A 24276-nucleotide genomic window follows, 5' to 3' on the forward strand; every position below is an offset into this window, starting at 1 on the left:
GGAATCCTGGGCAAGGGACATTACTGTATAGGACGCGCGGGCGAACCGCCTCGCGCCCCAAGCCAGACTGCTTCGCCTTTTCCTCACGGCATCGCCGTGGCGTTAGCTCCTTGTGAACCCCGAGGGGTGCGCTTTTCTTTCGCTTGTGCCGACAAGCAACTGTCGCCGGGGGACCGGCAAACCGAGGAAAGGAAAAACCATGTCCGACCAGATGTCACGCCGCGGCTTCATGGGCGCCGCAGCAACCGGAGCCGTCGCGCTCGCCGGAGTCGCGCTCGCGGGCTGCTCCAACACCTCCGCGAGTTCCGAGAAATCTAGTGAAAAGGAGAAGGCCGCGAAGCCGGTCATCCTCGTCACGAGCTTCGGCACGAGCTACAACGACTCGCGCCACATCACCATCGGCGCCATCGAAGACGCTATCCGCGAGAAGTACTGGCAGGACTACGACATCCGCCGCGCCTTCACCGCGCAGATCATCATCGACAAGCTGAAGAAGCGCGACGGCATCACGATCGACAACATGACCGAGGCGCTTGACCGCTGCGTGGAAGACGGCGTGAAGGAAATCGTCGTGCAGCCGACGCATCTCATGGCTGGCCTGGAATACGCCGACGTGAAAGACGAGCTCGACAAGTACGCCGACAAGTTCGACAAGATCTCGCTCGGCGACCCGCTGCTCACCTCCGACGACGACTACAAAAAGGTGGCCGCAGCCATTAAGGAGAACATGGCGTCCTTCGACGACGGCGAGACGGCGCTGTGCCTCATGGGCCACGGCACCGAAGCCGATTCCAACGCCGACTATGCCAAGATGCAGGAAGTGTTCAAGAACGAGGGTTTGACGCAGTTCTTCGTCGGCACCGTCGAGGCTGAACCGACCTGCGAGGATGTTATCGCCGCCGCGAGCGCCGCAGGCTACAAGAAGGCCGTGCTCGCGCCGTTCATGGTGGTCGCGGGCGACCACGCGAACAACGACATGGCAGACGAGACCGACCCCGACAGCTGGGCTGCGAAGTTCGTGGCCGCCGGCTTCGAAGTGACGTGCCTGCTCCAGGGTCTGGGACAGAACGTCGCGGTCGACGACATCTACGTCTCGCACGTGGACGACGCCATCGCCAAGCTGTAAACTCGCCGCGCACGGGGGCGCCGGTCGCGTCCCCGTGCAACGGGCATGCGCCTTTCCCCGACTGACGACGCATGCCCGTTGCATTCGCATCCCGACCGCCCACCGCACGGCGCGGGCGGTCGAAGCGATTGAAAGGAACCCCCTCCATGTTGAAGAAAACCCTCGTCTTCGCCCTGTCGGCGGCGCTTTGCGCGTTCTCGCTCGCCGGCTGCGCCGGAAATTCAATCGACAGCGCAAAGGCAAGCGATGCCGATTCCCAGGAAAAGACCGAACAGGCGGCCGATGCGCCCGCGGGCGCAAGCGCTGCCCCCATCACCGCCGACAAGGTGGCCGACGGCACCTATCCAATCACCGTAGATTCCAGCTCGAACATGTTCAGGATCGTGGACGCCCAGCTCATCGTGGAAAACGGCTCCATGCACTGCGTGATGACGCTTTCCGGCACGGGCTACGGCAAGCTCTTCATGGGCACGGGCGACGAGGCTGCCGCCGCGAGCGAGGCCGACTTCATCCCCTATGTGGAAAACGCGGAAGGCAAGTACACCTACGACGTGCCCGTTGATGCGCTCGACGAGGACACCGCCTGTGCCGCGTGGAGTATTAGAAAAGAGCAGTGGTACGACCGCACACTTGTGTTCGAATCCGCCGGCGTCGATCTGCGCGCCGACGCACTGAAGTAACGCCATGCGGTCGATTCTTCCCAAGGGGGAAAACAGGAAGCTCCACAGCATCGCGGCGCGCGCGATCGCCTGCGTTCTCGTCGCCCTGCTCGCGCTTCCCTTCGCGGGGTGCAGTGCGAGCCCGAACGCGACCGGTGGCACGGCGGGCTCTCAGGAATACACGGTGAGCGTCTCGCTTTCCGGCGGGTCAGGGCGCGCAAGCATCGCCTCACCCACCACAATTGTGAAGGATGGCGACACCTACACCGCGACCATCACCTGGTCGAGTTCGAACTACGACAAGATGACCGTCGACGGCGTGGACTACGCGCCCGTAAACGACGGCGGCAACTCCACGTTCGAGATACCCGTCACGCTCGACGAGGACATCGCCGTGTCGGCCGAGACCGTCGCCATGTCGACGTCGCACACCATCGACTACACGCTCCACTTCGACTCATCCACCATGAAGGAGAAATCGGGCGACGATGCAAGCGGCGGCTCCCCTGCGGGAACGGCTTCAAGCGCCGCGGCCGACTTCCACAACGCCGATTTGGGCTGCGGCTGGGAGCCGACGGGAGCGCTTCAGCTTGAATACGCCGAGCACTTCACTGTCGACGAGTTCGAAGGCGGCCTGCGGCTTATCTGCGTTTCGAACGGGGAGCGCTTCCTCGTGGTGCCGCAAGATGCGAAGGTACCTGATGGGTTAAGCTCCGACATCGCGGTCATAAGGCGCCCCGCCGACAAGGTGTACCTCGTGTCGTCGGCGACGATGTGCCTGGTCGACGCGCTCGATGCGAACGACAATATCTTAATGTCGGGCACGAAAGCCGACGATTGCTCGGTCGCGGGCTTCAAAAGCGCGCTCGGAAGTGGGGCGATCGCCTACGGCGGCAAGTACAGCGCGCCCGACTACGAGCGAATATCGGCCTCGGGCTGCACGCTCGCCATCGAGAACACCATGATCAACCACACGCCCGATGTGAAGGAAAAGCTGCAGAAGCTCGGGCTCGTCGTGCTCACCGAACAGTCGTCGAGCGAGCCCAAAGCACTCGGGCGCGTCGAGTGGATTAAGCTTTTCGGCGTCCTGTTCGACAAGGAAGACGAGGCCACGCACCTGTTCAACGAGCAGAAGGCCCGCGTCGAGCAAACGTCGGGGCTCGCGTCGTCAGGTAAAACCGTGGCGTATTTCTACATTAACTCGAACGGGGCCGCCGTCACGCGGCGGGCGGGCGACTACGTGGCGCAGATGATCGAGCTTGCAGGCGGCAGCTACGCGCTCGATGACGCGCAGACGGCGTCGACGTCAGGTTCGTCAGTAACGCTCGAAATGGAGCGCTTCTACGCGACAGCGAAGGATGCCGACATCATCGTCTACAACGGCACCATCGACGAATCGGTTGCCACCTTGAACGACTTCGTAGGCAAAAACGCGCTATTGTCGCAGTTCAAAGCCGTGAAGAACGGCAACGTCTGGGTCACAAGCGCCGACATGTACCAGCAGATGACTTCTACCGCCGACATTATCGACGAGCTGCACGGGGCGTTCACCGGCGATGACGCGAGCGACTTCCATTATCTGAGGAAGCTCGGTTAGCGCCATGAGAAGCCGGCTTTCCATGGCATACGACGAATCGGGGCGCGCCGCGCGGTGTCGCGTCGTGACGGCGCTGCTCGCTGTTGCCCTCATCGTGCTCGTCGGGGCCAACCTGTGCATCGGGAGCGTGCTCGTGCCCGCAGACCACATCCCCGGCATCCTTTCGGGCGGCGCGGCCAATTCCATGGAAAGCCAGGTCATCTGGGAGATTCGCCTGCCGCGCGTGCTTTCAGCCGTGCTTCTCGGCGGGGCACTTTCGCTTTCCGGGTTCCTGCTGCAGACGTTTTTCAACAACCCCATCGCCGACCCGTTCATCTTGGGCGTCTCCTCGGGCGCAAAGTTCGTCGTCGCGCTTACGATGATCGTACTTCTAGGCGCGAACCAGGCCATGTCCTCGCCGGCCATGGTGGCCGCAGCGTTTCTGGGCTCGCTTATCACCATCGGCTTCGTGCTCCTCATCGCACGGCGCATAAGTTCCATGGCCATGCTCATCGTGGCGGGCGTCATGGTGGGATACATCTGCTCGGCGGCGACGAACTTCCTCATCGCCTTCGCCGACGACCAGTCCATCGTGAACCTGCACAACTGGTCTTTGGGTAGCTTCTCGGGTTCGAGCTGGGACGACATCGCGGTCATCGCGGTCGTGGTGATCACCGTGAGCGCATGCGTATTCGCGATATCGAAGCCCCTTTCCGCCTTCCAGCTGGGAGAAGCCTACGCGAAAAGCGTCGGCGTGAACGTCGAACGCTTCCGCGTGGTGCTCGTCCTTCTAGCGAGCATGCTCTCCGCCTGCGTGACCGCGTTCGCTGGTCCGGTGTCGTTCGTAGGCATCGCGGTTCCGCATCTCGTGAAGTCGGCGCTAAAGTCGTCGAAGCCCATCCGCGTGATTCCTGCGTGCTTCTTGGGAGGCGCCATCTTCTGCGCGGGCTGCGATTTGATCGCGCGCACGCTGTTCTCTCCCGTCGAGCTTTCCATCAGCGCCGTCACCGCCATCTTCGGCGCTCCGGTGGTTATCGCGCTCATGTTGAAGAAGCGGGTGAGGTAGATGCGGGAATTCGTGCCGCGGCCCAAAACGCTCGGAGGGGACATTCCATGCTTAGACAGTCCTGAGCTCGCACGAAAGCGCCAGAAGGCACTTTCGGCTCGTGCGGAACTGCGCGCGGAACGCCTCTTCCGAGCGGAGCCGAACCTCGAAACTACGGTCGAAACGCAGGCTGACGGAGCGCCGCTTTTCCACATAAGCGACCTGTCGGCGGGCTACGACAAGAAGGTCGTAGTCGGAGGCGTCGATCTGGAGGTTCGCGCGGGCGACGTCGTGGCGCTCATCGGGCCGAACGGCTCGGGCAAGTCGACCATCTTAAAAACCATCACACGCCATCTGGCACCGCTTGCCGGCGCGGTCGAGCTCGACGGGCGGGAGATTTCCCGATGGAAGACGGCGGAGTTTGCAAAGAACCTTGCCGTTATGCTGACAGATCGCCCCCGGACCGAGCTCCTCACCTGCCGCGATGTCGTAGAGGCGGGAAGGCACCCCTACACCGGGCGAATGGGCACACTCTCGCCCGACGACCATAGTCGGGTCGACGAGGCCATGAAAACCGCACGTGTGGAAGAGCTCGCCGAGCGCGACTTCATGCAGATAAGCGACGGGCAACGCCAGCGCGTCATGCTCGCACGCGCCATCGCGCAGGATCCGCGTGTGCTCGTGCTCGACGAGCCCACGTCGTATCTCGATATCCGCTACCAGATCGACCTGCTGCGAATACTTCGCCACCTTGCGAAATCGCGGAATGTGGCTGTCATCATGTCCATCCACGAACTCGAGCTCGCGCAGAAAAGCGCCGACAAGGTGATTTGCGTGAAGGACGGCCGGGTCTTCCGCGCCGGCGCACCCGAGGACATATTCACGCGCGAGACGATTGGCGAGCTCTACGGCCTTCAACATGGCACCTTCAACGAGCGCTTCGGCAGCGTGGAAATTGGGCGCCCACACGGCGATGCGCACACGTTCGTCATCGCCGGCGCAGGTACGGGGTCAGCTGTGTTTCGCCAGCTCATCCGGCAGGGCAAGGCATTCTACGCGGGCATTCTGCACGAAGGGGACATCGACTGCGAGCTCGCGCGCGACCTGGCGACGGAATGCGTGGCCGAGCGTGCCTTCGAGCCGATTGGGGATAAAACCATAGCCCGCGCCAAAGAGCTCCTCGTCCACTGCGCGCGCCTTATCGTGTGCCCCGCCGCCTTCGGCACCCTAAACGCCCGCAACGCAGAGCTCGTCGACTTCGCACGCTCACATGGTATCGAGGTCATGCGAGCGCGCGAAGGCGCATCGGAAGATTCCAAATTGGAGTGGGAAGGATAAACTGGACTTTCTTTTAAAGATCCTCAGGCTACAGCTCCTACGCCGACGAGGTCTACAAGGCGCCAGAGAACCTCGTGAACAGGCATTTCCACGCCGACGAGCCCAACTAGGCCTAATCCAAGCGAGATTCCAGACTCGACAGACCATTGAGAGTTAGGTCGTTGGCGACCTCAGAGACACGCTCGATAGGAACCGAGCCGTCAGACAGTGCCCACGTGCGATAGATACCGATAATACCCGACAGCAAAAACGCCAGATAATAGTCGAACATCTCGTCCTTGAGACCTTGGGGCAGCAGATCGCGCTCGGCAATCTCATGTTCGAGCGGCGCACGAAGACGAGCCATGAAATCATCGAGCGGAATATTCTCGATCAGCTGACGATTGAGCACTAAGTTGTTGCACAGTGCCTCATTAACGGTTTTAAAGAAGGTCGCCGCCGCGCCAAGAGCGCGCTCGTTGGTGTCACCGTCCATAGAAGCAAGCGTTTTCTCGACCGAGTCGACAATCATCTCCACCACATCGACGGCAATGGCATCGAGCAGGCCGTCAACCGTACCAAAGTGTACGTAAAAGGTCTTGCGGTCGACATTGGCCTCGCGCGCGATGGCACTCACCGTAATGTCTGCCAGCGGCTTTTCCATGAGCAGGCGCTCGAAAGCCGAAAGGATGGCATTACGGCTGCGAACGATGCGGCGGTCAAGACGCGGTTTGCTGGTTGCCATGGGCGTGTCCCTTCGATATGCGAGCATTCATCAACAGATGAGAGATAATCTACGTAAGAGGATTATCCCCCATACAGCACAAATATGCCCCGCATCATGAAGAACGCACGACTGCCCTACTGCGACTTGGGATGCTTCTTCTTATTAAGTGCCGACGGAGATACGCGAATACCATCGCCTGTCTGGCGCACATAGGCTTTATGAGCCGGCTTAGCGGTCCCAGAAGCCTTCTGAGCGCGCTTCTTGGGATCAACGGTAACAGCATTCGTGGGGTGCGGCTTAGTGGGCGCAGAGGGCGTCTGAGACGTGCGGCCGAGCTTGCGCATCACACGATCCCAGCGCGCATGGATGCTCTCGTTGTGGGCGCTCTTAAGTCCCAGCAGGGGCGCAGCCAAAATGGTCGGCGCAATAAACGTAATGAGGCGCCACAGCAGATAGCCGGCGGTCGAAGCCGACCCAAAGAAATGACCCAAGAACAATGCAAAGCCGCCCTCAGCACCACCAGTTCCACCGGGCAAGGGAACCGCAGAGCTCAGCAGCTGGACAAAGGCGCTCGCGGCCATGACCGAGAAAAAGTCGACCTCGTGGTGGCCAAAGGCAAGCATCAGGAAATACGGCACCAGATAGAAAAACGCGAGCTGCAGCATGGTGATAAACACGGTGAGCAGCATGGAAGAAAAATGTCCGGCTGAAAGCTTGAACTTCTCGGAGAAGGAGTAGATCTCGCCATCGACAAACGTGCGCCATCCCTCGATCTTAGTGGCCGAGACACCAATGCGCTCAAGCCAATTGATGATGCAGTGGGCGACGCGCGTGACGGTCTTAGGCATGAGCGCGACGGCGAAGATGCCAAGCAAGATGCAGCAGTGCCCACCAAAGCTAAAGACGCACAGCAGCGTCATGTCGCCATAGCGCTCGGCAAAAAACGGCATGCGAGCAAGCAGTAGGATAGCGCCCCAGGCAACGAGGCCAAACTGATACACGATAAAGCGCGTGAATTGCGTGGCTCCGGCCTCGCCGACATTTTGGCCCGCCTTGGTCAGGCGGTAGATCTGAGCAGGAGTCGAGCCCATCATCATAGGTGTGAGGTTGCCAAAGAAGATGCCGCTCGCCTCGACCGAAATGAGGTCGCGAATGCCGACGGGTGAATTGGGGTCGAGCCAGACAGCGATCGCATAGGCCACAATGCCAAAGAACAGATACATGAACATGCAGAGACACGCGACAACGAGCCATGACGCCTGGACGCTCGACATAGCGGCCCAGAACTGCCCCATCTGCCCGGTTACCACCAGATAGACGATATAACCCACCAGCACGACGCCGATAAAGATGGCGCCGCGGCGTGCGCTCTTATTGTCATCTCCGCCCGAGGCCTCAACCTCGACCTGGGGCTTAGACGTATGCTGAGAGGACTCCGTCATGAGACTCCTTCTAACAGTCAAAATATCTTGGATATTGTACCCGCAAGGACCATAGACAGAACGCAAAGCTCTGGTTCAAACGGGAATTGCAGACGGTTGTTTGAAAATAAAAAACCCGGCCTTCCATAGGAAGTCCGGGTATCAGATGCGTGGTAGCCCGTACCAGATTCGAACTGGTGATCTCCGCCTTGAGAGGGCGGCGTCCTAAACCGCTAGACGAACGGGCCATAAGCCTCAGCAGAAAAGAAGTGGTAGCCCGTACCAGATTCGAACTGGTGATCTCCGCCTTGAGAGGGCGGCGTCCTAAACCGCTAGACGAACGGGCCACATGACATCTGCACTGCCGTGCTGCGAGGAGATATATTACGGGACAAAAAACGTCAGCGCAAGAAGAAATTCCAAATTGCCGAAAAATTGTCGGCAGGTTATGGAACACGCAGGTAAACTAGGTAGCTAATTCAAGTTGAGATGGACCAAAAGAGCTTCGCGCTCGTTGGGAATGTTGTCTTCGATCACGGCGTCGAGGGCGGAGTTGAGAAGCTGCCCCAGTTCCGGCCCGGGCTTGACTCCAGCACGGATCAGGTCGCCGCCGTTGATGGCGAGCATCTTGAGCGTATAGGGCTCCCCCGCCCTCAGCAGCTCGTGCGCCATCGCGCGCATCTCCTCAATCGTCTCAACGTAATAGAAGCACGACGGGGCCTTGCCAAGTGTGTCGGCACGCTTAAGGTCCATGAGCTCGTCAATCAGGCGGGCCGTGTCGACGCCCTCACCCGAAAGCGCGCGCATCATATTGAGCAGACAGGAGCGCTCGGGGCGCAGCGGCATGTCATGGTATTTGATGAGCAGGCACACGTCGCGCACCAAGTCGTGCGAGAGCGCCAGGCGATCCATAATGACGCGCGCCTTCTTGGCACCGAGCTCGGGATGACCGTAGAAGTGTCCGCTGCCGGCGTGATCGACCGTGAAGCACTCGGGTTTGGACACATCGTGCAAAAACGCCGCCCACATAAGACTCGACGAGGGCGCGACGCCGTCGCACAGCGCCAGCTCCCCTGCCACCGTCAGAACACGAGCGATATGCTCGTAGACGTTAAACGCATGATAGACACTTCGTTGATCAAACCCGCGACCCGCTGCCAACTCGGGCACGGCGGCGCAGATGAGCTCGGGGTAGCGCAGCATGGCATCTCCCCCGTGGCCGGTCGAAAGGATGCCCTCAAGCTCAATGCCCACACGCTCGCGCGCCACGGCATCGAGCAGCGGCGCGCACTCGGCAAGCGCACGCTTGGTCTCGGGCTCAATCATAAAGTCCAGGCGGCAGGCAAAGCGCACCGCACGCAGCATGCGCAGGGCATCCTCGTTAAAGCGACGCTTGGGATCGCCGACAGCGCGAATCAGCTTGCGCTCCAAGTCACCCTGGCCGTCGTAGCGGTCGACAAGCCCGCGCTCGGGATGCCAGGCCATGGCGTTGACGGTAAAGTCGCGGCGCGCCAGATCGTCCTCGAGCGAGGCGGCACGCTCCACACTCTGGGGATGGCGACCATCGGTGTAAAAGCCATCCAAACGGTACGTGGTGACCTCGATACGCTCGCCATCGGAAATAGCCGTGATTCCGCCAAATTTAATGCCCGACTCCACAACCGCGATGCCGGCGGCCTCGAGCGCCGCCTTGGACTCCTGCCACAGGCCGCTACAGCACATATCAACATCGTGGCTGGGGCACCCCATCAGGGCGTCGCGCACCCAACCGCCCACGTACCAAGCCTCAAGACCAGCCGCCTCAAGCGCGCGCAGGACGCACAGGGACGCATCGGACGGTTGATTACCGTTGAGCGAAACATTGCACATGCCTATGGCCTCCTGCACTTGTGAGCGTTAATCGATGGTTCTCAAGAAGTCTAACAAGAAACGAGAAAGCGCGCACACGCAATCGCGTCGTCAATTCCATAAAACGAGACAGCAGACGCCATATGCGTTCAGCGAGCAAAAAACACCCGCCTCGGAGATCCAAAGCGGGTGTTCGGCAGCGATTTTTCGATGCGGCTAGCAGACCTGACGAACCTCGATGTGCTTCTTATATTCGTCCACCTTGGCAAAGTCGCCCAGGCCCGGGCACTCGACCACGTTGGCGCCGGTGGCCATCGACAGACGGAGGGCATCCTCGACGCGCTCGGGAGCGTCGTGCCATACGGACAGGAAGGCAGCGAGCGAGGAATCGCCGGCGCACACCGTCGACAGCAGCTTGACGTCGAAGGTGCGATTGGCAAACCAGATGTGCTCGCCGTTGGAGAAGTACGCACCGGCGCCACCGAGGGTCAGCAGCACGTTCTTGGCGCCCTTAGCGTGCAGCTCGGCCATAGCGCACTTGACGGACTCATCGTCGCCACCGCTCACCTTAATGCCAAAGATGTCGAGCAGCTCGTCGTCATTGGGCTTGATCAGCAGCGGCTCCATGGCAATGAGGTCTGCCAGCTGATGGCTCGAGATGTCGAGGACGAACTCGGCCCCCTTGGCCTTGACGCGGCGCAGGACATCGGCCAAGAAGCCCTCGGAAGTGTTGGGAGGCAGCGAGCCGCTGATGACCAGGCAGGTCATGTCATCGAGCGAATCGATGAGCTCAAACATCTCCTGCTCGTTGGCCTCGTTGATGGCGGCACCGGCGTTGACCATGTTGTACTCGGTGTCGGGTCCGGCATTGAGGAACACGTTGACGCGCGTGATGCCGTCGGTCCAAACGGGCTTGACGGGCACGCCCAGGGCCTCGGCGCCCTTAACGATAAACTCGCCCGAGAAGCCGGCGAAAAAGCCCAGGATCGTGGTGTCGACACCGTAGTGATCGAGGGTGAACGAGACGTTGAGACCCTTGCCGTTGGGCGTGTAGACGGCGTTACGGGTACGCGTGACGGTGTTGGCAGCAAGGCCGTCGCAGGCGATGTTGTAGTCAATGGCGGGATTTGCAGTGAGCGTGTAAATCATGAATGTTCCTTTCACGAAGTAACGTGTTAATGAAAGTATATTCCACCCAACGGTAAAAGGCTAGGACAACTCGGTGAACGGTGTGGAAGCGATGAAGTACGGCAGAGCATCTCTCTCCAATAACGGAACAAAAAGGCGCCCCAGCCGAAACCGGGGCGCCGCATGCGCACGAATATGTCGCGTTTCGATTACTGACGATCGAGCTTGCGGACAGCAACGCGCTTGCTGTACTCGTCGACGTGACCGAAGTCGCCGATGCCGACGGACTCGGCAACGTTGGCGCCGGTGGCCATAGCGAGCTTCATGGCCTCCTCGACGTTGTCGCGATCCCTGTACCACTTGTGCAGGAACGCAGCGAGGGTGCAGTCGCCGGCGCAGACAGAAGAAACCAGCTTGATGTTGAACTCACGCTTGGCGTACCAAATATCCTCGCCGTTGGAGAAGTAAGCGTCGCCGCGGCTACCACGGGTGAGCAGCACGTTCTGAACGCCAGCGTCGTGAGCCATCTTCATGGCAACGCGGACCTCGTCGTCGGTGTCGACCGGCACGCCGAAGATGGCCTTCATCTCGTGATGGTTCGGCTTGATGAGCAGCGGCTTCTTGTGAGCGAGCTCCTTGAGCTTGTCGGAGGACAGGTCCAGGACGACGTCGGCGCCACGAGCCTGAGCGTGCTCCATAACCTGAGCCAGGAAGTCGGGCGTAGCTTTGGGAGGCACGGAGCCGGAAACGATCAGGCACTCGAGATCGCCCGCGGTGTCCAGGATGTTGTAGAGCTCCTCCTGGTGCTGCGGCGTAATAGGAGCACCCGGGTTCAGGATGCCGTACTCGTGCTGGCCATCGTTGACGTAGGTGTTAATGCGCGTGATACCGTCGGTCCAGACCGGGCGGCAGAGGCAACCCAGGTTCATGACCTCCTCGACGATGAACTTGCCCGTGAAGCCAGCGAAGAAGCCGAGCGCGACGGTGTCGACGCCCATCTTCTTAAAGGCGAAGGACACGTCGAGGCCCTTGCCGTTAGCCGTGTAGCTGGCCGAGCCGGTGCGGACGTTCTCGTCGGGCTCGAGCGGAGAGCTCGAAACCGTCATGTCGACAGCCGGGTTAGCGGTTAGCGTGTAGAACATTTACAGTACCCCCTGTATATGTGAGGGCCGCGTGGCCGACCCATTCCAACCACGCGGTTACCTCTGATACCAAATTAGCGAGCTGCGGACTCGAGCAGTGCCTTGACCTCGGCGGCGGTGTTGCAGGCGAGTGCCTTCTCGGCGAGCTCGTCGCACTCGGCCTTGGTCCACTGGCTGATGGTCTTGCGGGCGCGCAGGATCGACGGAGCGCTCATCGAGAACTCCTCCAGGCCCCAGCTGATCAGCAGCGGCTCGAGCAGCGGATCGGCAGCGGCCTCGCCGCACATACCGACCATGATGCCGGCCTTCACGCCGCTCTCGATGATGTTCTTGAGCGAGCGGAGCACGGCGGGATAGTAAACCTGGTACAGGTTGGAGATGGTGTCGTTACCACGGTCGGCGCACATGGTGTAGCCGATCAGGTCGTTGGTGCCGATGGAGAAGAAGTCGGCGACCTCGGCAAGACGGTCTGCGAGCAGCGAAGCGGCGGGCGTCTCGACCATGATGCCGACCTCGATGTTCTCGTTGAACTTGCGACCCTCTTCGGTCAGCTCGGCCTTGCACTGCTCGACGAGCTCCTTGACAGCCAAGACCTCCTCGACGCAGGTGACGAGCGGGATCATGATCTTGACGTCACCGAAGGCGCTAGCGCGCAGCAGAGCGCGGAGCTGGACCTTGTACTGGTCGGGATTGGCCAGGCAGTAACGCACGGCGCGGAAGCCCATGAAGGGGTTGTCTTCCTTGACCATATGCAGATACGGAATCTCCTTGTCGCCACCCACATCGAGCGTGCGGATGATGACCGGAGCACCCTTGAGCGCGCTGGCGACCTTACGGTAGGCGTTGAACTGCTCCTCCTCGGAAGGAAGCTCAGCAGAGTCCATGAACAGGAACTCGGAGCGGAACAGACCGATGGCCTCGGCGTCGTGATCGAGCGCGTTGGGCACGTCATCGGGGTTACCGATGTTGCAGGCGATGATCTTCTTGATGCCATCGGCAGTCACGGACGGCTTGCCACGGAAGGCCTCGAGGGCCGCCTTCTCGGCAGCGAAGGCCTCGGCCTTGGCGGTATAGGCAGCGAGCGTCTCCTCGTCGGGATCGGCCTCGACGATACCCTTGCCACCGTCGACGACAACGGTCATACCGTTGCGCAGCGCGGTGCAGCTGTTGGAAACCGAAAGGACAGCCGGGATCTCGAGGGCGCGCGCGATGATCGCGGAGTGCGACGTGCGGCCACCGGTCTCGGTGACGATGCCGGCAACGTGGGCCTTATCGATCGTGGCGGTCATGGACGGTGTGAGGTCGTGCACGACAACGACGGTGTTCTCGGGCAGGACGGAAAGGTCGACGACCTCCTTGCCCAGCAGCTCGGCCAGAATACCGGTGCGGATGTCGGCGATGTCGGCCGCGCGCAGACGGAACATCTCGTCGTCCATGGACAGGAACATGTTCTCAAACATGGTCGAGGTGTCCATGAGCGCCTGCTCGGCGCAGGTACCGCCGTCAATGGCGGCGTTGATGGCGTCAGTCATGCCCGGGTCCTGAGCCAGGACAATGTGTCCGCTCATGATCTCGGCCTCGGCCTCGCCCACCGTCTCCTTCATATGGTCGGCCTGAGCCTGGGTCTTCTCGCAGAAGACCGAAAGAGCGGACTGATAGCGCTCCTTCTCTGCTGCCGAATCAGCAACCTCGTGCGGCTCAAACGTCAAGTCGGGATCGACGGCGACCATGACGGTGCCGATACCGATGCCCTCGGAAGCGTTGACTCCCTGATACATTCCCATTCCTCTCTCCGTGTCATGTGATAAAGCGTTTTGCCATATCCATGACAAAAGAGCGCAGCTACCTTACAACAGGTCACTGCGCCCCCAAATATGAACTTAGTTGTTCAACATGCGACCCGTTTGAGTTCTACTCGCCAAGACCGCTCTTGATGAGCTCGATGGCAGCAGCCAGAGCCTCGGCCTCGTCGGCGCCGTCGCACTTGACCTCGACCTCGGTACCGCAGGGGATACCAGCAGCCATGAGGGCCATCGGGGACTTGCCGTTGACCTCCTTCTCGGGGGTGACGACCGTCACGTCACAGGCGTACTTGCCCATGGTGGAGGCGAACAGACCAGCCGGACGCATGTGCAGACCCTGAGGATTAACGAGGGTAGCCTTCTCAGAAACCATAGTTGACTCCTTTTTGTGTTTAACCCCTGTCATGCATGTGGCAGGAGTCAGATTCACGACGTTGTTTATATTAACTCACATCAAACGGTTTTTCATTATGTTTCGCACGAATTGTTGGACAGATGTCGTTCCTGTACGCTTGCCTGCCGGGCGGGGCGGTTAAGTTTGCTGCTCTACAGTCCTGCGCAAGACGAAAAGCACATTAAGTGCTTTCCTTTGCGTGCGGAACTCGCGACAAACTTAACCGCCCCGCCCGGCAGGCAAGCTGCGGAAACTCGGTCGGCTCAGAGCAATATCGTGTGAACGGAATTCTGGCTGAGGATCTGTTCGCGACAAAGACTCAATGGGCAGTTCCCTCTATGCCCTTCTGGAAGTTGCGGTGAAATAGGGACTGATTTTGCGGTTGAAACGTTTAAACAATCCCTATTTCACCGCACCTTACAGAAGGGAATGAAAAAAGGCGGGGGCTCCGAGTGGAGTCCTCGCCTTTGTTACAGGGGGCGATGGTATTCGCGTGTTGCGGGATTAGACCAGACGGGCGTTGATCGTCTTGGCGATCTCGGCGGCGTCGGTGGAACCCTTGACGGTGGCACGGAAGTCCTCGTCCATGAGCGCCTCGGCGACCTTGGACAGGATCTTGAGGTGCGTAGTGCCGGCCTGGGCACCGGGGATGAGCAGGGCGATAGCCACGTTGACGGGAGCGCCGTCCATGGTGTCCCAACCGGTCACGCCGGACTCGTCCTTGACGACGATGACGGCAGCCTCGGTAATGGCGTCGGACTTGGCATGCGGGATGGCGAAGCCCTCCATCATGCCCGTGGTGCCCTCGGACTCGCGGGCCAGGAAGGCGTTCATCACGGCGTCGGCGTCGCTGGCGATACCGGCCTTGACGGCCTGGTTGGAAACGAAGCTCAGAGCCTCGTCACGAGAAGCGAAGTCCTCGGCGACAAAGACATTCTCGACCTTCACGAAGTCGGCAGCCTCGGCCTTGGGGGCCTCGACGGCAGCGGCCTTGGGAGCCTCAACCGGCTTGGCTGCAGGAGTGGCCTTCTGGTTCTTCTCAAAGTCGTACTTCTTGAAGGCCACGAAAAGGATGCCACCGACCACAGCGCCGATGAGGATCGCGAGGACCCAAAGCGGACCGTTCTCGACAACGGGCAGGACCAGGAAGCCACCGTGAGGCGCCGGATCGTGAACGTTGAACATAATGGTCAGGATCGAAGCGATAGAGGAACCGAGCATCATGATGGGCATGACGGGCCAGATGTTCTTGGTCATGAACGGAATGGCGCCCTCGGTGATGTGGGTGCAACCAAGGATGAGGTTGACGACACCGGCGTCGTGATCCTCCTGGCTGAAGTACTTCTTGCCGACAACGACGGCAAAGGTGGTGATCAGCGGCGGAACGATGCAGGCGGCGGAGACGGCAGCCATGAAGTTGGTGCCGAAGTTATAGGTATCGGTGCCAACACCGGCGGCCAGAGCCTCGGTGAGCATAGCGGTACCGGTGACGTAAGCAGCCTTGTTGACCGGGCCGCCCATGTCAAAGGCGCACATGCAGCCAATGGCAAGACCCAGGACAACGGCGCCAGAGGCGGACAGGCCCTTGAGGAAGTCCATCATGGCGGTGTTGATGGCAGCCATGGGGCCGGAAATGCCGAGCATGACCAGGCCGACGATAGCCGTCGAGAACAGCGGGTACAGGAAGATAGCCTTGAGGCCGTCCAGATTCTTGGGCAGACCGGCAAAGACCTTCTCGAGCAGCAAGATGACATAGCCGGCAAGGAAGCCGCCGACGATGCCGCCCAGGAAGCCGAAGCCCACGCCGGCGCCACCGGCATCGATCATGCCGGTCTCGGCGTTAACAGGCAGGCCCTGGATGGCGATCATACCGGCAACAAAGCCGGGGACGAGCGCCGGGCGCTTGCCGATGGATTCGGCGATGTAGGCGGAAAGCACCGGAACCATAAGGTTCATGGCGATGCCGCCGATGATCTTGAGCATCGCAGCAAAGCTGTTGTAGTCAGACGCCGTCGAATCGAAGGACGTAATGCCCCACAGGAACGAGACAGCGGTCAGAACACCACCAGCAACAACGAAGACCAGCATGTGGCTGACGCCGTTCATGAGGTGCTTGTAGATGACGTGGCCGATGGACTCCTTCTCCTCGACCTCATCCTCGACATCGGCAGCGGCTGCAACCGTGCTGTCGCCCTTGGCGGCGAGCGCGCGGTCAATCAGCTTACCGGCGGCCTCAACGGACAGGGCCTTGGAAACACCAACGGAAACCATGGGCTTACCGGCGAAACGCTCAGCCTGGACATCCTTGTCGGCTGCGACGACGACGGCCTTGGCACCAGCGATCTCACTCTTGGTGAGCTCGTTCTCGACACCGACCTGGCCATGAGTCTCGACCTTAATGGTCAGACCGCGCTCGGCAGCTGCCTTCTCCAGCGCCTCCTTCGCCATGAAGGTGTGCGCAATGCCGGTCGGGCAACCGGTCGCGGCGATGATGTCAAACTTAGCCATGTGTCCCTCCTTCTTGAGTACAGCGCCCGCGGGCGCTCCCCTACACGCGCTTCGATGCGCGTTTTTCCACAACTGAAAGATACCAACCTACCGTCCGCGTGAGAAGAGCTAAGGTGCAAATCTCCGGTGAAAGGTTCTTTCATAACCGTAAACGGTAAGTGAAAGTTTACCATCAACACTTGAAACGGCAAGGTGTATCTTGTAATTGAAAATGCCCGTATACTATGGCATTGCAAATCAAGCTAGATTTTCATGCCAACCAGGAGCCATCCATGACCGATAGTAGCAAGAGCGCACTTTCCCTCATTAGCACCCATCAGGGATACAGCGAGTCCGAGCAGCGCATTGTCGACTATATATTGGAGCACCAGTCCGAGGCGCCACGCCTCACGGCCGCTCAGCTCTCGCGCGCCGCCGCCACGTCCGAGGCGACCGTTTCGCGCTTCTGCCGCAAGCTTGGCTTTGGTAGCTTCCGCAGCTTTCAGTTTTCGTTGGCGAGGGATTTGGAAAGCCAGCGTAACGAGGGCCTGACTGACGAGGTCTCGCTCGACAATATGGAGCAGAGCCTCAAGAATATCCTGGCTGCCAAGGTGAGCGAGCTTAATGCGACCATCGACGGGATCGACCACGATACGCTGGCGGCTGTTGTGCATGCCCTTAAGCATGCAGGGGTTATTGAGTTTGCAGCTGTGGGCAATACGAACGCGGTCGCGCTCGATGCGACGTTTAAGTTTTCGCAGCTGGGCCTGCGCTGCATGGCGAGCACCATTAGCGAGACATCAATCGGCTTTGCGCTCACGTTACGCCCGGGTGACGTCATCGTGCTTATCTCAAACTCCGGCAAATCGCGCCGATTGAATCGCATGGCAAAAGCGGCTCGCAACTGCGGCGCAACCGTAGTCGTCATCAGCAGTGACAGCAAATCCCCACTCGCGCGCCTGGCAGACTACACTTTTAATACCGTCAACCACGAAGCGCTGCTGACGACAGGCGACTTTGCGTTCTCTAAGATCAGCGCTACGATGATCATCGAAGTCATCTACAACTTCCTGCTGCCCGAGATTGAAGACGCCCGCGAGCATATCAGCTACTACGAGGAGCTCATCCAGCCGGACAAGGTCGTTGAGTAAAACGCGTAGTGGGACAAAAATTTCAGTCTATTTTGTCCCACCAACACCGCTGATACGATCTAGCCTCGAGCTTCTTCAAGCATCTGTTTGGCGTGCGCCAGGCTTGCCTCGGACTGATCGCCGCTCAACATGCGGGCGATCTCGGCGGTACGCGCTTCGCCGGTTACCTCGTCCAAATGCGTCTGGGGAACATCGCCCGGTTCCTTACTGACAACATAATGCTTGTCGGCCATGACGGCGACCTGCGCCAAGTGGGTTACGACAATCACCTGATGCGTAGCGGCGAGATCTGCCAGCACGCCCGCGAGCGCACGCGCCGTGGAGCCACCGACACCAGCATCGACCTCGTCAAACACCAGCGTATCGACACCGTCCGCGTTACCGAGGACAACCTTGCTTGCCAGCATGACGCGGCTGAGCTCGCCGCCCGACGCAATGCGGCGCAGGGGGCGTGGCGTCAAGCCGGCACCGCTGCGGTATAGCAGCTCGTAACTCGAAGGACCAACCGGCGTCCACTCAGCACGGGGAAGATCGCGCGACTCCCAGACGAGCTCGGCACTACCCATCTCCAGGCGAGCCATCTGGCGGCCAACCTCGTGACAGAAGCGCGGGGCCGCCGTATTGCGAGCGCGCTTAAGCGCCTTGGCGGCAGCAAACAGTTCGTGCTCCGCCGCGCCAAGCGCTTCACGCGCCATTTTGATCTGTTCATCGCCATTATCAACCAGCGAAAGCAGCTCTTGCGAGCGATCACGCATGGCAAAAACATCGTCCATGGTCGGACCCCACTGACGCAGCAGGCCCTTGAGGTCGGAATACCGCTCGCGCATGCGAGCGAGCTCGCGCGGGTCGAAGGCGACCCCATCGCGATAGGCGCGCAGCTCGTTGGCACAATCCTCAAGCGAGATGCAGGCATCCGAAAGCGTCTCGGCAATGTCGCCCAGTTTGCGATCGACGGTAGCCATTCGGGAAAGCTCTGCCACGGCGCTGTTCACGGCATCGAGCGCTCCCCCTTCGGCGGCAAGCGATGCATGGGCATCGTTAGCTGTGGCAACCAGTACCTCGGCATGTTCGGAGCGCGGCAGCAATTCCTCGAGTTCCTCATACTCGCCCGGCTTAGGGTCGACCTCGCCGATGCGCTCGAGGGCAAAGCGCGCCTCCTCGACACGACTCCCCTGCGCACGCGAGGCCTCCTCAACGCGACGGACCTCCTTGGCAGCCGCGCGCGAGGCTTTAAAGCAAGTACGGTAGTGCTCGAGTGCCTCGAGCGCAGAGCGCCCCGCCCAGGCATCGACCATGGCAACGTGATGCGCCGGGTCGAGGAGGCGCTGGTGCTCGTGCTGACCGCACAGATCCATCATCACGCCGACGCGCTCCGAAAGCTCGCGCACGCTGGCGATGCGGCCGTCAATCCTCACGCGGCTGCGGCCCTCGGCAGAAAGGCTGCGCTGGACCGTGAAGCCCTCCGTGTCGTGCGGGCCGTCAAACAGGCGTGCCTCGACGCTCGCCAGCGCCTCGCCCTCGCGCACCGTCGACGAATCCGCACGCTCGCCCAAAATAAGCTTAAGGGCCGAGAGCAGCGCGGTCTTGCCGGCGCCGGTCTCGCCTGTCAGGACAGTCAGGCCGGCACTCGGCACCAGCGTCGCCTCACGAATGAGTGCAATGTTAGAAACCTGCAGCTCATCGATCATGACGGACTCCGTAGAATACGCGGCTCACCGAGTTGTAAAAACTCTCGGGGCCGTAGTCGAGCAGCAGCACATCGCCTGGGCCTCGGCGCACGGCCACGCTCTCGACCGTGCCGTCGCAGGTAATAAACTGTCCATCGATGGCGATCGCCGGAACGCTCGGGCGATCATCGGACATAAAGATTTCGACGACATCACTCGGCGAAGTCAAGAAGGCACGGGCCTGAATGGTGTGCGGCGCAATGGGTACGCAGACCATACCCGTATAGTCGGGGCTCACAATGGGGCCACCGGCACTGAGCGCGTACCCCGTAGAACCAGTCGCCGTGGACACGACCACGCCGTCGCCACGCAGTCGATCGATATGGTGGCCCGACACCGTGATGTCGAACTCAACCATATCGGACAGGGGGCCGCGCGTGAGCGCCATGTCGTTGAGGGCGAACGTGCGCACGACATCCTTCGTGCCATCGTCGCGCACGGACACGATATCCGCGGCGATGGTGGCGCGACGGCTCACGTGCAGCTCGCCGGAAAGGGCGTCGCTCACGACCTGCAGAATGTCGCGCTCCTCGGGGCTCGCAGCAGTTAAAAAGCCCAGGTGACCATAGGAAAGACCGAGGATAGGAATCTCGCGATGGTTGAGGATGCGGGCAGCGCGCAGCAACGTACCGTCGCCGCCGAGCGTAATGACCAGATCGGAGCCGTCAATATCAGGCGTGCTTTGAATCTTCGATCGCTGGTCGGCAGCCCATGCGACCTCATAGCCCTGGCGCGTCAGCCAAAGCTCGAGCATCAGGCCGCTCTCAACCGCCTCTTGCTTGTAGTAATTGGGAACCAGAAAGACCTTCATAGCGTTGCAGCTTTCTCGCTCAAAACCGATACCTGGAATTGCAGCTCGTCTTGCGTGCGGTCGCCGGGGTCAAATCTCGTGCCGTACAGGAAAAACTCAACGTTTCCCTTGGCACCATGAATGGGCGACACGCACACATCGACCGGGAACAGCCCCTTGGCAGCAAAGAGTTCAACTGCCGCAACGAGTGTATCGCGGCGCACGGCGGGATCGGTCACAATGCCGCCCTCACCCACCAGCGCCGCCGGAGCCTCAAACTGCGGCTTTACAAGCGTGCAGAATGCACCCGTAGGCGCCAGGCACGCCAGCACCGCATCGATAATGTTCGCGATGCTGGTAAACGAGACATCACACACAGCCAGGTCGATGGCGCCGGCATAGCCAAGCTCAGGCAGCTGCGTCACGTTTGTGCGCTCATGCAGCGTCACGCGATCGTCCTGACGTAACGACCAATCGAACTGGGCGCGACCAACGTCCACCGAGACAACGGTCGCAGCTCCGCGCTTGAGCAGGCAATCGGTAAAGCCGCCGGTAGAGCAGCCCACATCCAGACAGGCAAGGCCCGTCGGATTGATACCAAACGTATCAAGCGCGCCTTCGAGCTTAAGACCGCCGCGGCCAACATAGGGAATGCGCCCCTTCACGTGCAACGGCAGGCCCGGGGTCACCTTAAGGCCCGGCGAAGTCAAGCGCTCGCCGCCACTCGAGACCAAGCCAGCCATAAGAGTGCGAAGGGCATCCGCGCGATCGGCGCAGATGCCCTGTGAAATCAGTTCGTCATCAAGACGCACGCGTTTCATGAATGCCATCAACCATTCGTATCCGGGGATGCAGCCTGTCTATCTTGGGACTCGTTTGCCGCATCCTCATCGTATTCCTGCTCGAGCTTGTTGGCCTCACGCGGCGTCAGCTCAAACTTGTCGACCATATCGACCGCACGGGAGCCCAGCTCAATCGCCTCGTCAAACAAATCGAGCGAACGCTCCAGGGACGTATCCTTAGATCGAACGGTGGCGATGATCTGGTCCAGACGATCTGAGATCTCATCGAAGTTGCGGACGGAACCCTCTGGCATGACTACTCCTCGACGGAGTCGGCCTCGACGGCCTCGGCAGCGTCCGCATCCTCGGCAAGTACACCGGCGGCAGTCTGAGCGGCAGCGACCTTGGCGGCCGCCTCAGCAGCCTGTGCCGCCTCGCGTGCGCGATCCTCGGCCAGCAGCTCTTGGTACAGCTCCTCGCCCGGCAGCTCCTCGCTGCGAGCGATCTTGCCCAGCACGCCGTTGACAAACGACGCGGACTGGTCGGTGCCATAGGCCTTGGCAAGCTCGACAGCCTCGTTGATCACGATGGCGTCCGAGACCTCATCGTCGGTGAGGAAGCGCATCTCATAGACGGCGATACGCAGCAGATTGCGGTCGGCGCCTGGCATGCGCATAAGATCCCAGTTCTTGGCGATGGCGCGCAGGGCGCAGTCGATGCGGTCGATGTGCTCGTAGGCACCACGGCACAGGTCCAGCGCGTAGGGATCGAGGGGACCCTTCGAAATCAGGAAATCGCCCTCGAGGACGCGCTCGAGCGGGCTGTCCGTGGCCTCGGCCTGGAACAGCAGCTGCAGCGCCTGACTGCGGGCAAGCGTACGCCCGCGATAAACCTTAAGGCTCAAAGGTTACTCCTTGGGGAAAACGAGGCCGTCGATACAAACGTCAACACGCTCGACCTCGACGCCCACCTGGGCATCGATGGCGGCGACCACGGCGGCGCGAACAGCCTCGGCGAGTTTCTTGAACGGATAGCCAAAGAACACCACGACACGCACGGTGAGTGCGAGCTTGTCACCGACGACCTCGGCCTCGACCGCCGGCTCGGAAGCCGGGGCCTTAGAAGAGAGCATCATGGAGACAAGGTTGGTGGCAAGGTCCTTGACGCCAACGGAGGCGATGCCCTCGACATCCGACACGGCGCGCGAGACGATGGCGGTCAGAACATCGGGCGAAATGCCGATGCCGTCAATCTTGATTTCCTGGGGCATGAGTCCTCCTAGAAGAGTTGGTTGCTAGACGCGGGAGACGAACTTGCCGTCGCGGGTGTCAACCTTAATGACCTCGCCCTCGTTGAGGTACATGGGGACCTGGATGACAGCGCCGGTGTCGATGGTGGCCGGCTTGGTGGAACCCTGGACGGTATCGCCCTTGAAGCCCGGGTCGGTCTGGACGATGGTGGTCTCGATGAACATCGGCGGGGTCACGCCCATGAGCTCGTCGTCGGCGAAGAGCAGCTGGCAGGTGTCATTCTCGCGCAGCCACTTGGCGTTCTCGCCCACCATATCCTCGGGAACGGGAACCTGCTCGTAGGACTCGTTATCCATGAAGATGTAGTCGGCGCCGTCGTTGTAGAGGTACTGGAACTCACGGGTGGTGAGCATGACGCTCTCGAACTTGGTGCCGGCGTTGCAGGTGTTCTCGACGACGCGGCCGCTCTTGATGTCGCGGGTCTTGTAGCGCACGAAAGCGCCGCCCTTGCCCGGCTTGACGTGCTGGAACTCGACGATGGTGTAGACCTTGTCCTTAATGCGGAGACCGAGGCCATTCTTGAAGTCGGCGGTAGAGATAGTAGGCATAGCGACCTTTCTTGTTATTGGCTAGACGCACAAACGTCCAAATTACATACGACCGAAATTATACACTTGCAGACGGCGGCTGCGGCGAGCGCATAAAAAGAGAACGCGGGACGCCCGAATCGATCCGGACGCCCCGCCCCAAAAATCTATCGAAATGGGCTAGCAATCGATGACGTGCAGGTCGTGCGGGGTCTTGGTGAAGGGCTCGTAGCCGTTCTCGGTGACGACACCGTAGTCCTCCAGGCGCACGCCGCCCACGCCGGGCAGGTAGACGCCGGGCTCCATGGTGATAACCGAGCCGACCTCGATGATGTTCTTGCTACGGTTGAAGTTGGGCAGCTCGTGGATGTCGATACCAACGCCGTGGCCCAGGCCATGGTTGTAGTAATCGCCATAACCGGCATCGCCGATGATCTTCTTGGAGAGCTTGAAGATGTCGTTGCCCTCGACGCCCGGATGGATGGCGGCGACGCATTCCTCGTGCGTGCGGCGCACGAGTGCGTACAGGTCGAGCTGCTCCTGCGTGGGCTCGCCCATCACGACGGTGCGTGTCATGTCGGAGCGGTAATCACAGTAGCCCGCACCGTAATCCATAAGAACGAAATCGCCCTTCTCGATCACGCGGTCGCTCGGCACGGCATGCGGGTTGGCGGTGTTGGGACCGCTCGCCACGATGGAGCCAAAGGCAAGGCTATCGGCGCCGTTGGCGAACATAAAGTTCTCGAGCTCGTTGCGAACCTGCTTCTCGGTCATACCGGGCTTAATAAAGCCGAGCATGTGCTGGAAGGCGGCATCGGTGATCGACTGCGCATGGCGCATGAGCTCGATCTCCTCGGCGTCCTTGATGGCGCGCATCTTACGGATGTCGTCGTGCATCAGCGGCAGCATGCAGGCAACGGAGCGGTCCTCCAGACCACGCTGAATACCCTGGTAGAAATTGATCTGCATGTCGTCCTCGACGGCGCAGACGCGGCACTTGTTGGCCGCAATCTTGCCAGCGACCCAACCGGGGATGGTTCCCTCGTCCATGTCGTAGACCCAGGGGCTGCCGGCGGGCGTGTTCTCCTCAAAGCTGTTGAGATAGCGCGAGTCGGTATGGAACAGGCACTGGTCAGCCGTAATAAACGCCGCGTGCGGGAACTCGAAGGTGTAGTCGAAGACGCCCTTCACGCCCGTGAGCCAACGGAGGTTGGCCTCGTCGCGCACCACGATAGCGTCGTAGCCGCGCTCGGCCATCAGGGCACGGACACGTTCGATACGACCGGCAGGACCGGCAGCAAACTCAGACATGCAGAT

At 60.6% G+C, this 24276-nt stretch carries 22 protein-coding genes and 2 tRNA genes; 6 read left to right on the forward strand and 18 right to left on the reverse strand.

Annotation, left to right across the window (positions count from 1 at the left end):
* Nucleotides 1-199 precede the first annotated feature (199 nt).
* The 5 genes from DW180_RS03290 (at nucleotide 200) to DW180_RS03310 (ending at nucleotide 5744) form a co-directional block, all read left to right on the forward strand.
* Nucleotides 200-1126 carry a sirohydrochlorin cobaltochelatase gene (locus tag DW180_RS03290; protein WP_117583469.1) on the forward strand — a complete coding sequence of 309 codons (927 nt, stop codon included), beginning with the start codon at nucleotides 200-202 and terminating at the stop codon, nucleotides 1124-1126.
* Nucleotides 1127-1272: 146 nt separating this feature from the next.
* Complete coding sequence (locus tag DW180_RS03295; RefSeq protein ID WP_117716075.1) at nucleotides 1273-1806, forward strand: hypothetical protein; 534 nt, start codon at nucleotides 1273-1275, stop codon at nucleotides 1804-1806.
* Between the two features lie 4 nt (nucleotides 1807-1810).
* A complete protein-coding gene (locus DW180_RS03300; RefSeq protein WP_147357371.1) occupies nucleotides 1811-3382 on the forward strand; it encodes an ABC transporter substrate-binding protein in 1572 nt (523 codons plus the stop codon).
* A 22-nt stretch (nucleotides 3383-3404) separates the two neighbouring features.
* Nucleotides 3405-4427 carry an iron ABC transporter permease gene (locus DW180_RS03305; protein ID WP_117637717.1) on the forward strand — a complete coding sequence of 341 codons (1023 nt, stop codon included), beginning with the start codon at nucleotides 3405-3407 and terminating at the stop codon, nucleotides 4425-4427.
* Complete coding sequence (locus DW180_RS03310) at nucleotides 4428-5744, forward strand: ABC transporter ATP-binding protein (protein WP_118237422.1); 1317 nt, start codon at nucleotides 4428-4430, stop codon at nucleotides 5742-5744.
* A gap of 112 nt (nucleotides 5745-5856) precedes the next feature.
* Here the strand turns inward: DW180_RS03310 and DW180_RS03315 are convergent, their stop codons facing one another.
* From DW180_RS03315 to DW180_RS03360, 10 genes are all read right to left on the reverse strand, one after another.
* Nucleotides 5857-6468: a TetR/AcrR family transcriptional regulator gene (locus DW180_RS03315; protein ID WP_157757975.1), complete on the reverse strand. Its 612-nt coding sequence runs from the start codon at nucleotides 6466-6468 to the stop codon at nucleotides 5857-5859.
* A gap of 116 nt (nucleotides 6469-6584) precedes the next feature.
* Nucleotides 6585-7892: a lysylphosphatidylglycerol synthase transmembrane domain-containing protein gene (locus DW180_RS03320; protein WP_117769625.1), complete on the reverse strand. Its 1308-nt coding sequence runs from the start codon at nucleotides 7890-7892 to the stop codon at nucleotides 6585-6587.
* Nucleotides 7893-8042: 150 nt separating this feature from the next.
* Nucleotides 8043-8119, reverse strand: a tRNA-Glu gene (locus DW180_RS03325).
* A gap of 22 nt (nucleotides 8120-8141) precedes the next feature.
* A tRNA-Glu gene (locus DW180_RS03330) sits at nucleotides 8142-8218 on the reverse strand.
* 127 nt (nucleotides 8219-8345) lie between these two features.
* A complete protein-coding gene (locus DW180_RS03335; protein ID WP_118237424.1) occupies nucleotides 8346-9740 on the reverse strand; it encodes a CCA tRNA nucleotidyltransferase in 1395 nt (464 codons plus the stop codon).
* Nucleotides 9741-9935: 195 nt separating this feature from the next.
* The gene (locus DW180_RS03340) at nucleotides 9936-10868 is read right to left on the reverse strand and encodes a 1-phosphofructokinase family hexose kinase (RefSeq protein WP_118237426.1); all 933 of its coding nucleotides are present in this window, start codon (nucleotides 10866-10868) and stop codon (nucleotides 9936-9938) included.
* Nucleotides 10869-11056: 188 nt separating this feature from the next.
* A complete protein-coding gene (locus DW180_RS03345; RefSeq protein WP_006233969.1) occupies nucleotides 11057-11989 on the reverse strand; it encodes a 1-phosphofructokinase family hexose kinase in 933 nt (310 codons plus the stop codon).
* Nucleotides 11990-12063: 74 nt separating this feature from the next.
* Nucleotides 12064-13767, reverse strand: a complete 1704-nt coding sequence (gene ptsP / locus DW180_RS03350) for a phosphoenolpyruvate--protein phosphotransferase (RefSeq protein WP_035138206.1) — start codon at nucleotides 13765-13767, stop codon at nucleotides 12064-12066.
* Nucleotides 13768-13900: 133 nt separating this feature from the next.
* On the reverse strand, nucleotides 13901-14164 hold the full coding sequence (locus DW180_RS03355) for an HPr family phosphocarrier protein (protein WP_022094575.1): 264 nt from the start codon (nucleotides 14162-14164) through the stop codon (nucleotides 13901-13903).
* Between the two features lie 525 nt (nucleotides 14165-14689).
* Nucleotides 14690-16693, reverse strand: coding sequence for a fructose-specific PTS transporter subunit EIIC (locus DW180_RS03360; RefSeq protein WP_118237428.1), 2004 nt, complete (start codon nucleotides 16691-16693; stop codon nucleotides 14690-14692).
* A 272-nt stretch (nucleotides 16694-16965) separates the two neighbouring features.
* Here DW180_RS03360 and DW180_RS03365 point away from each other — a divergent pair, with 272 nt between their 5' ends.
* The gene (locus tag DW180_RS03365; protein ID WP_226790721.1) at nucleotides 16966-17823 is read left to right on the forward strand and encodes a MurR/RpiR family transcriptional regulator; all 858 of its coding nucleotides are present in this window, start codon (nucleotides 16966-16968) and stop codon (nucleotides 17821-17823) included.
* A 59-nt stretch (nucleotides 17824-17882) separates the two neighbouring features.
* Here the strand turns inward: DW180_RS03365 and DW180_RS03370 are convergent, their stop codons facing one another.
* From DW180_RS03370 to DW180_RS03405, 8 genes are all read right to left on the reverse strand, one after another.
* On the reverse strand, nucleotides 17883-19511 hold the full coding sequence (locus DW180_RS03370; protein ID WP_118237430.1) for a DNA repair protein RecN: 1629 nt from the start codon (nucleotides 19509-19511) through the stop codon (nucleotides 17883-17885).
* A complete protein-coding gene (locus DW180_RS03375) occupies nucleotides 19501-20361 on the reverse strand; it encodes an NAD(+)/NADH kinase (RefSeq protein WP_117746039.1) in 861 nt (286 codons plus the stop codon). Before DW180_RS03375 ends, DW180_RS03370 begins: the two co-directional genes overlap by 11 nt.
* Nucleotides 20358-21161: a TlyA family RNA methyltransferase gene (locus DW180_RS03380; protein ID WP_229028394.1), complete on the reverse strand. Its 804-nt coding sequence runs from the start codon at nucleotides 21159-21161 to the stop codon at nucleotides 20358-20360. The genes DW180_RS03375 and DW180_RS03380 overlap by 4 nt, the downstream gene beginning before the upstream one ends.
* Nucleotides 21162-21169: 8 nt before the next feature.
* Nucleotides 21170-21436, reverse strand: a complete 267-nt coding sequence (locus DW180_RS03385; protein WP_118237432.1) for an exodeoxyribonuclease VII small subunit — start codon at nucleotides 21434-21436, stop codon at nucleotides 21170-21172.
* Between the two features lie 2 nt (nucleotides 21437-21438).
* The gene (gene nusB / locus DW180_RS03390; RefSeq protein WP_118237434.1) at nucleotides 21439-22026 is read right to left on the reverse strand and encodes a transcription antitermination factor NusB; all 588 of its coding nucleotides are present in this window, start codon (nucleotides 22024-22026) and stop codon (nucleotides 21439-21441) included.
* 3 nt (nucleotides 22027-22029) lie between these two features.
* Nucleotides 22030-22392, reverse strand: coding sequence for an Asp23/Gls24 family envelope stress response protein (locus DW180_RS03395; protein ID WP_006233982.1), 363 nt, complete (start codon nucleotides 22390-22392; stop codon nucleotides 22030-22032).
* A 24-nt stretch (nucleotides 22393-22416) separates the two neighbouring features.
* Nucleotides 22417-22980, reverse strand: a complete 564-nt coding sequence (gene efp, locus DW180_RS03400; protein ID WP_117583455.1) for an elongation factor P — start codon at nucleotides 22978-22980, stop codon at nucleotides 22417-22419.
* A 159-nt stretch (nucleotides 22981-23139) separates the two neighbouring features.
* Nucleotides 23140-24270, reverse strand: coding sequence for a Xaa-Pro peptidase family protein (locus DW180_RS03405; RefSeq protein ID WP_117806185.1), 1131 nt, complete (start codon nucleotides 24268-24270; stop codon nucleotides 23140-23142).
* Nucleotides 24271-24276 lie beyond the last annotated feature (6 nt).

The sequence above is a fragment of the Collinsella sp. AM16-21 genome (assembly GCF_003471905.1).
GTDB lineage: Bacteria > Actinomycetota > Coriobacteriia > Coriobacteriales > Coriobacteriaceae > Collinsella.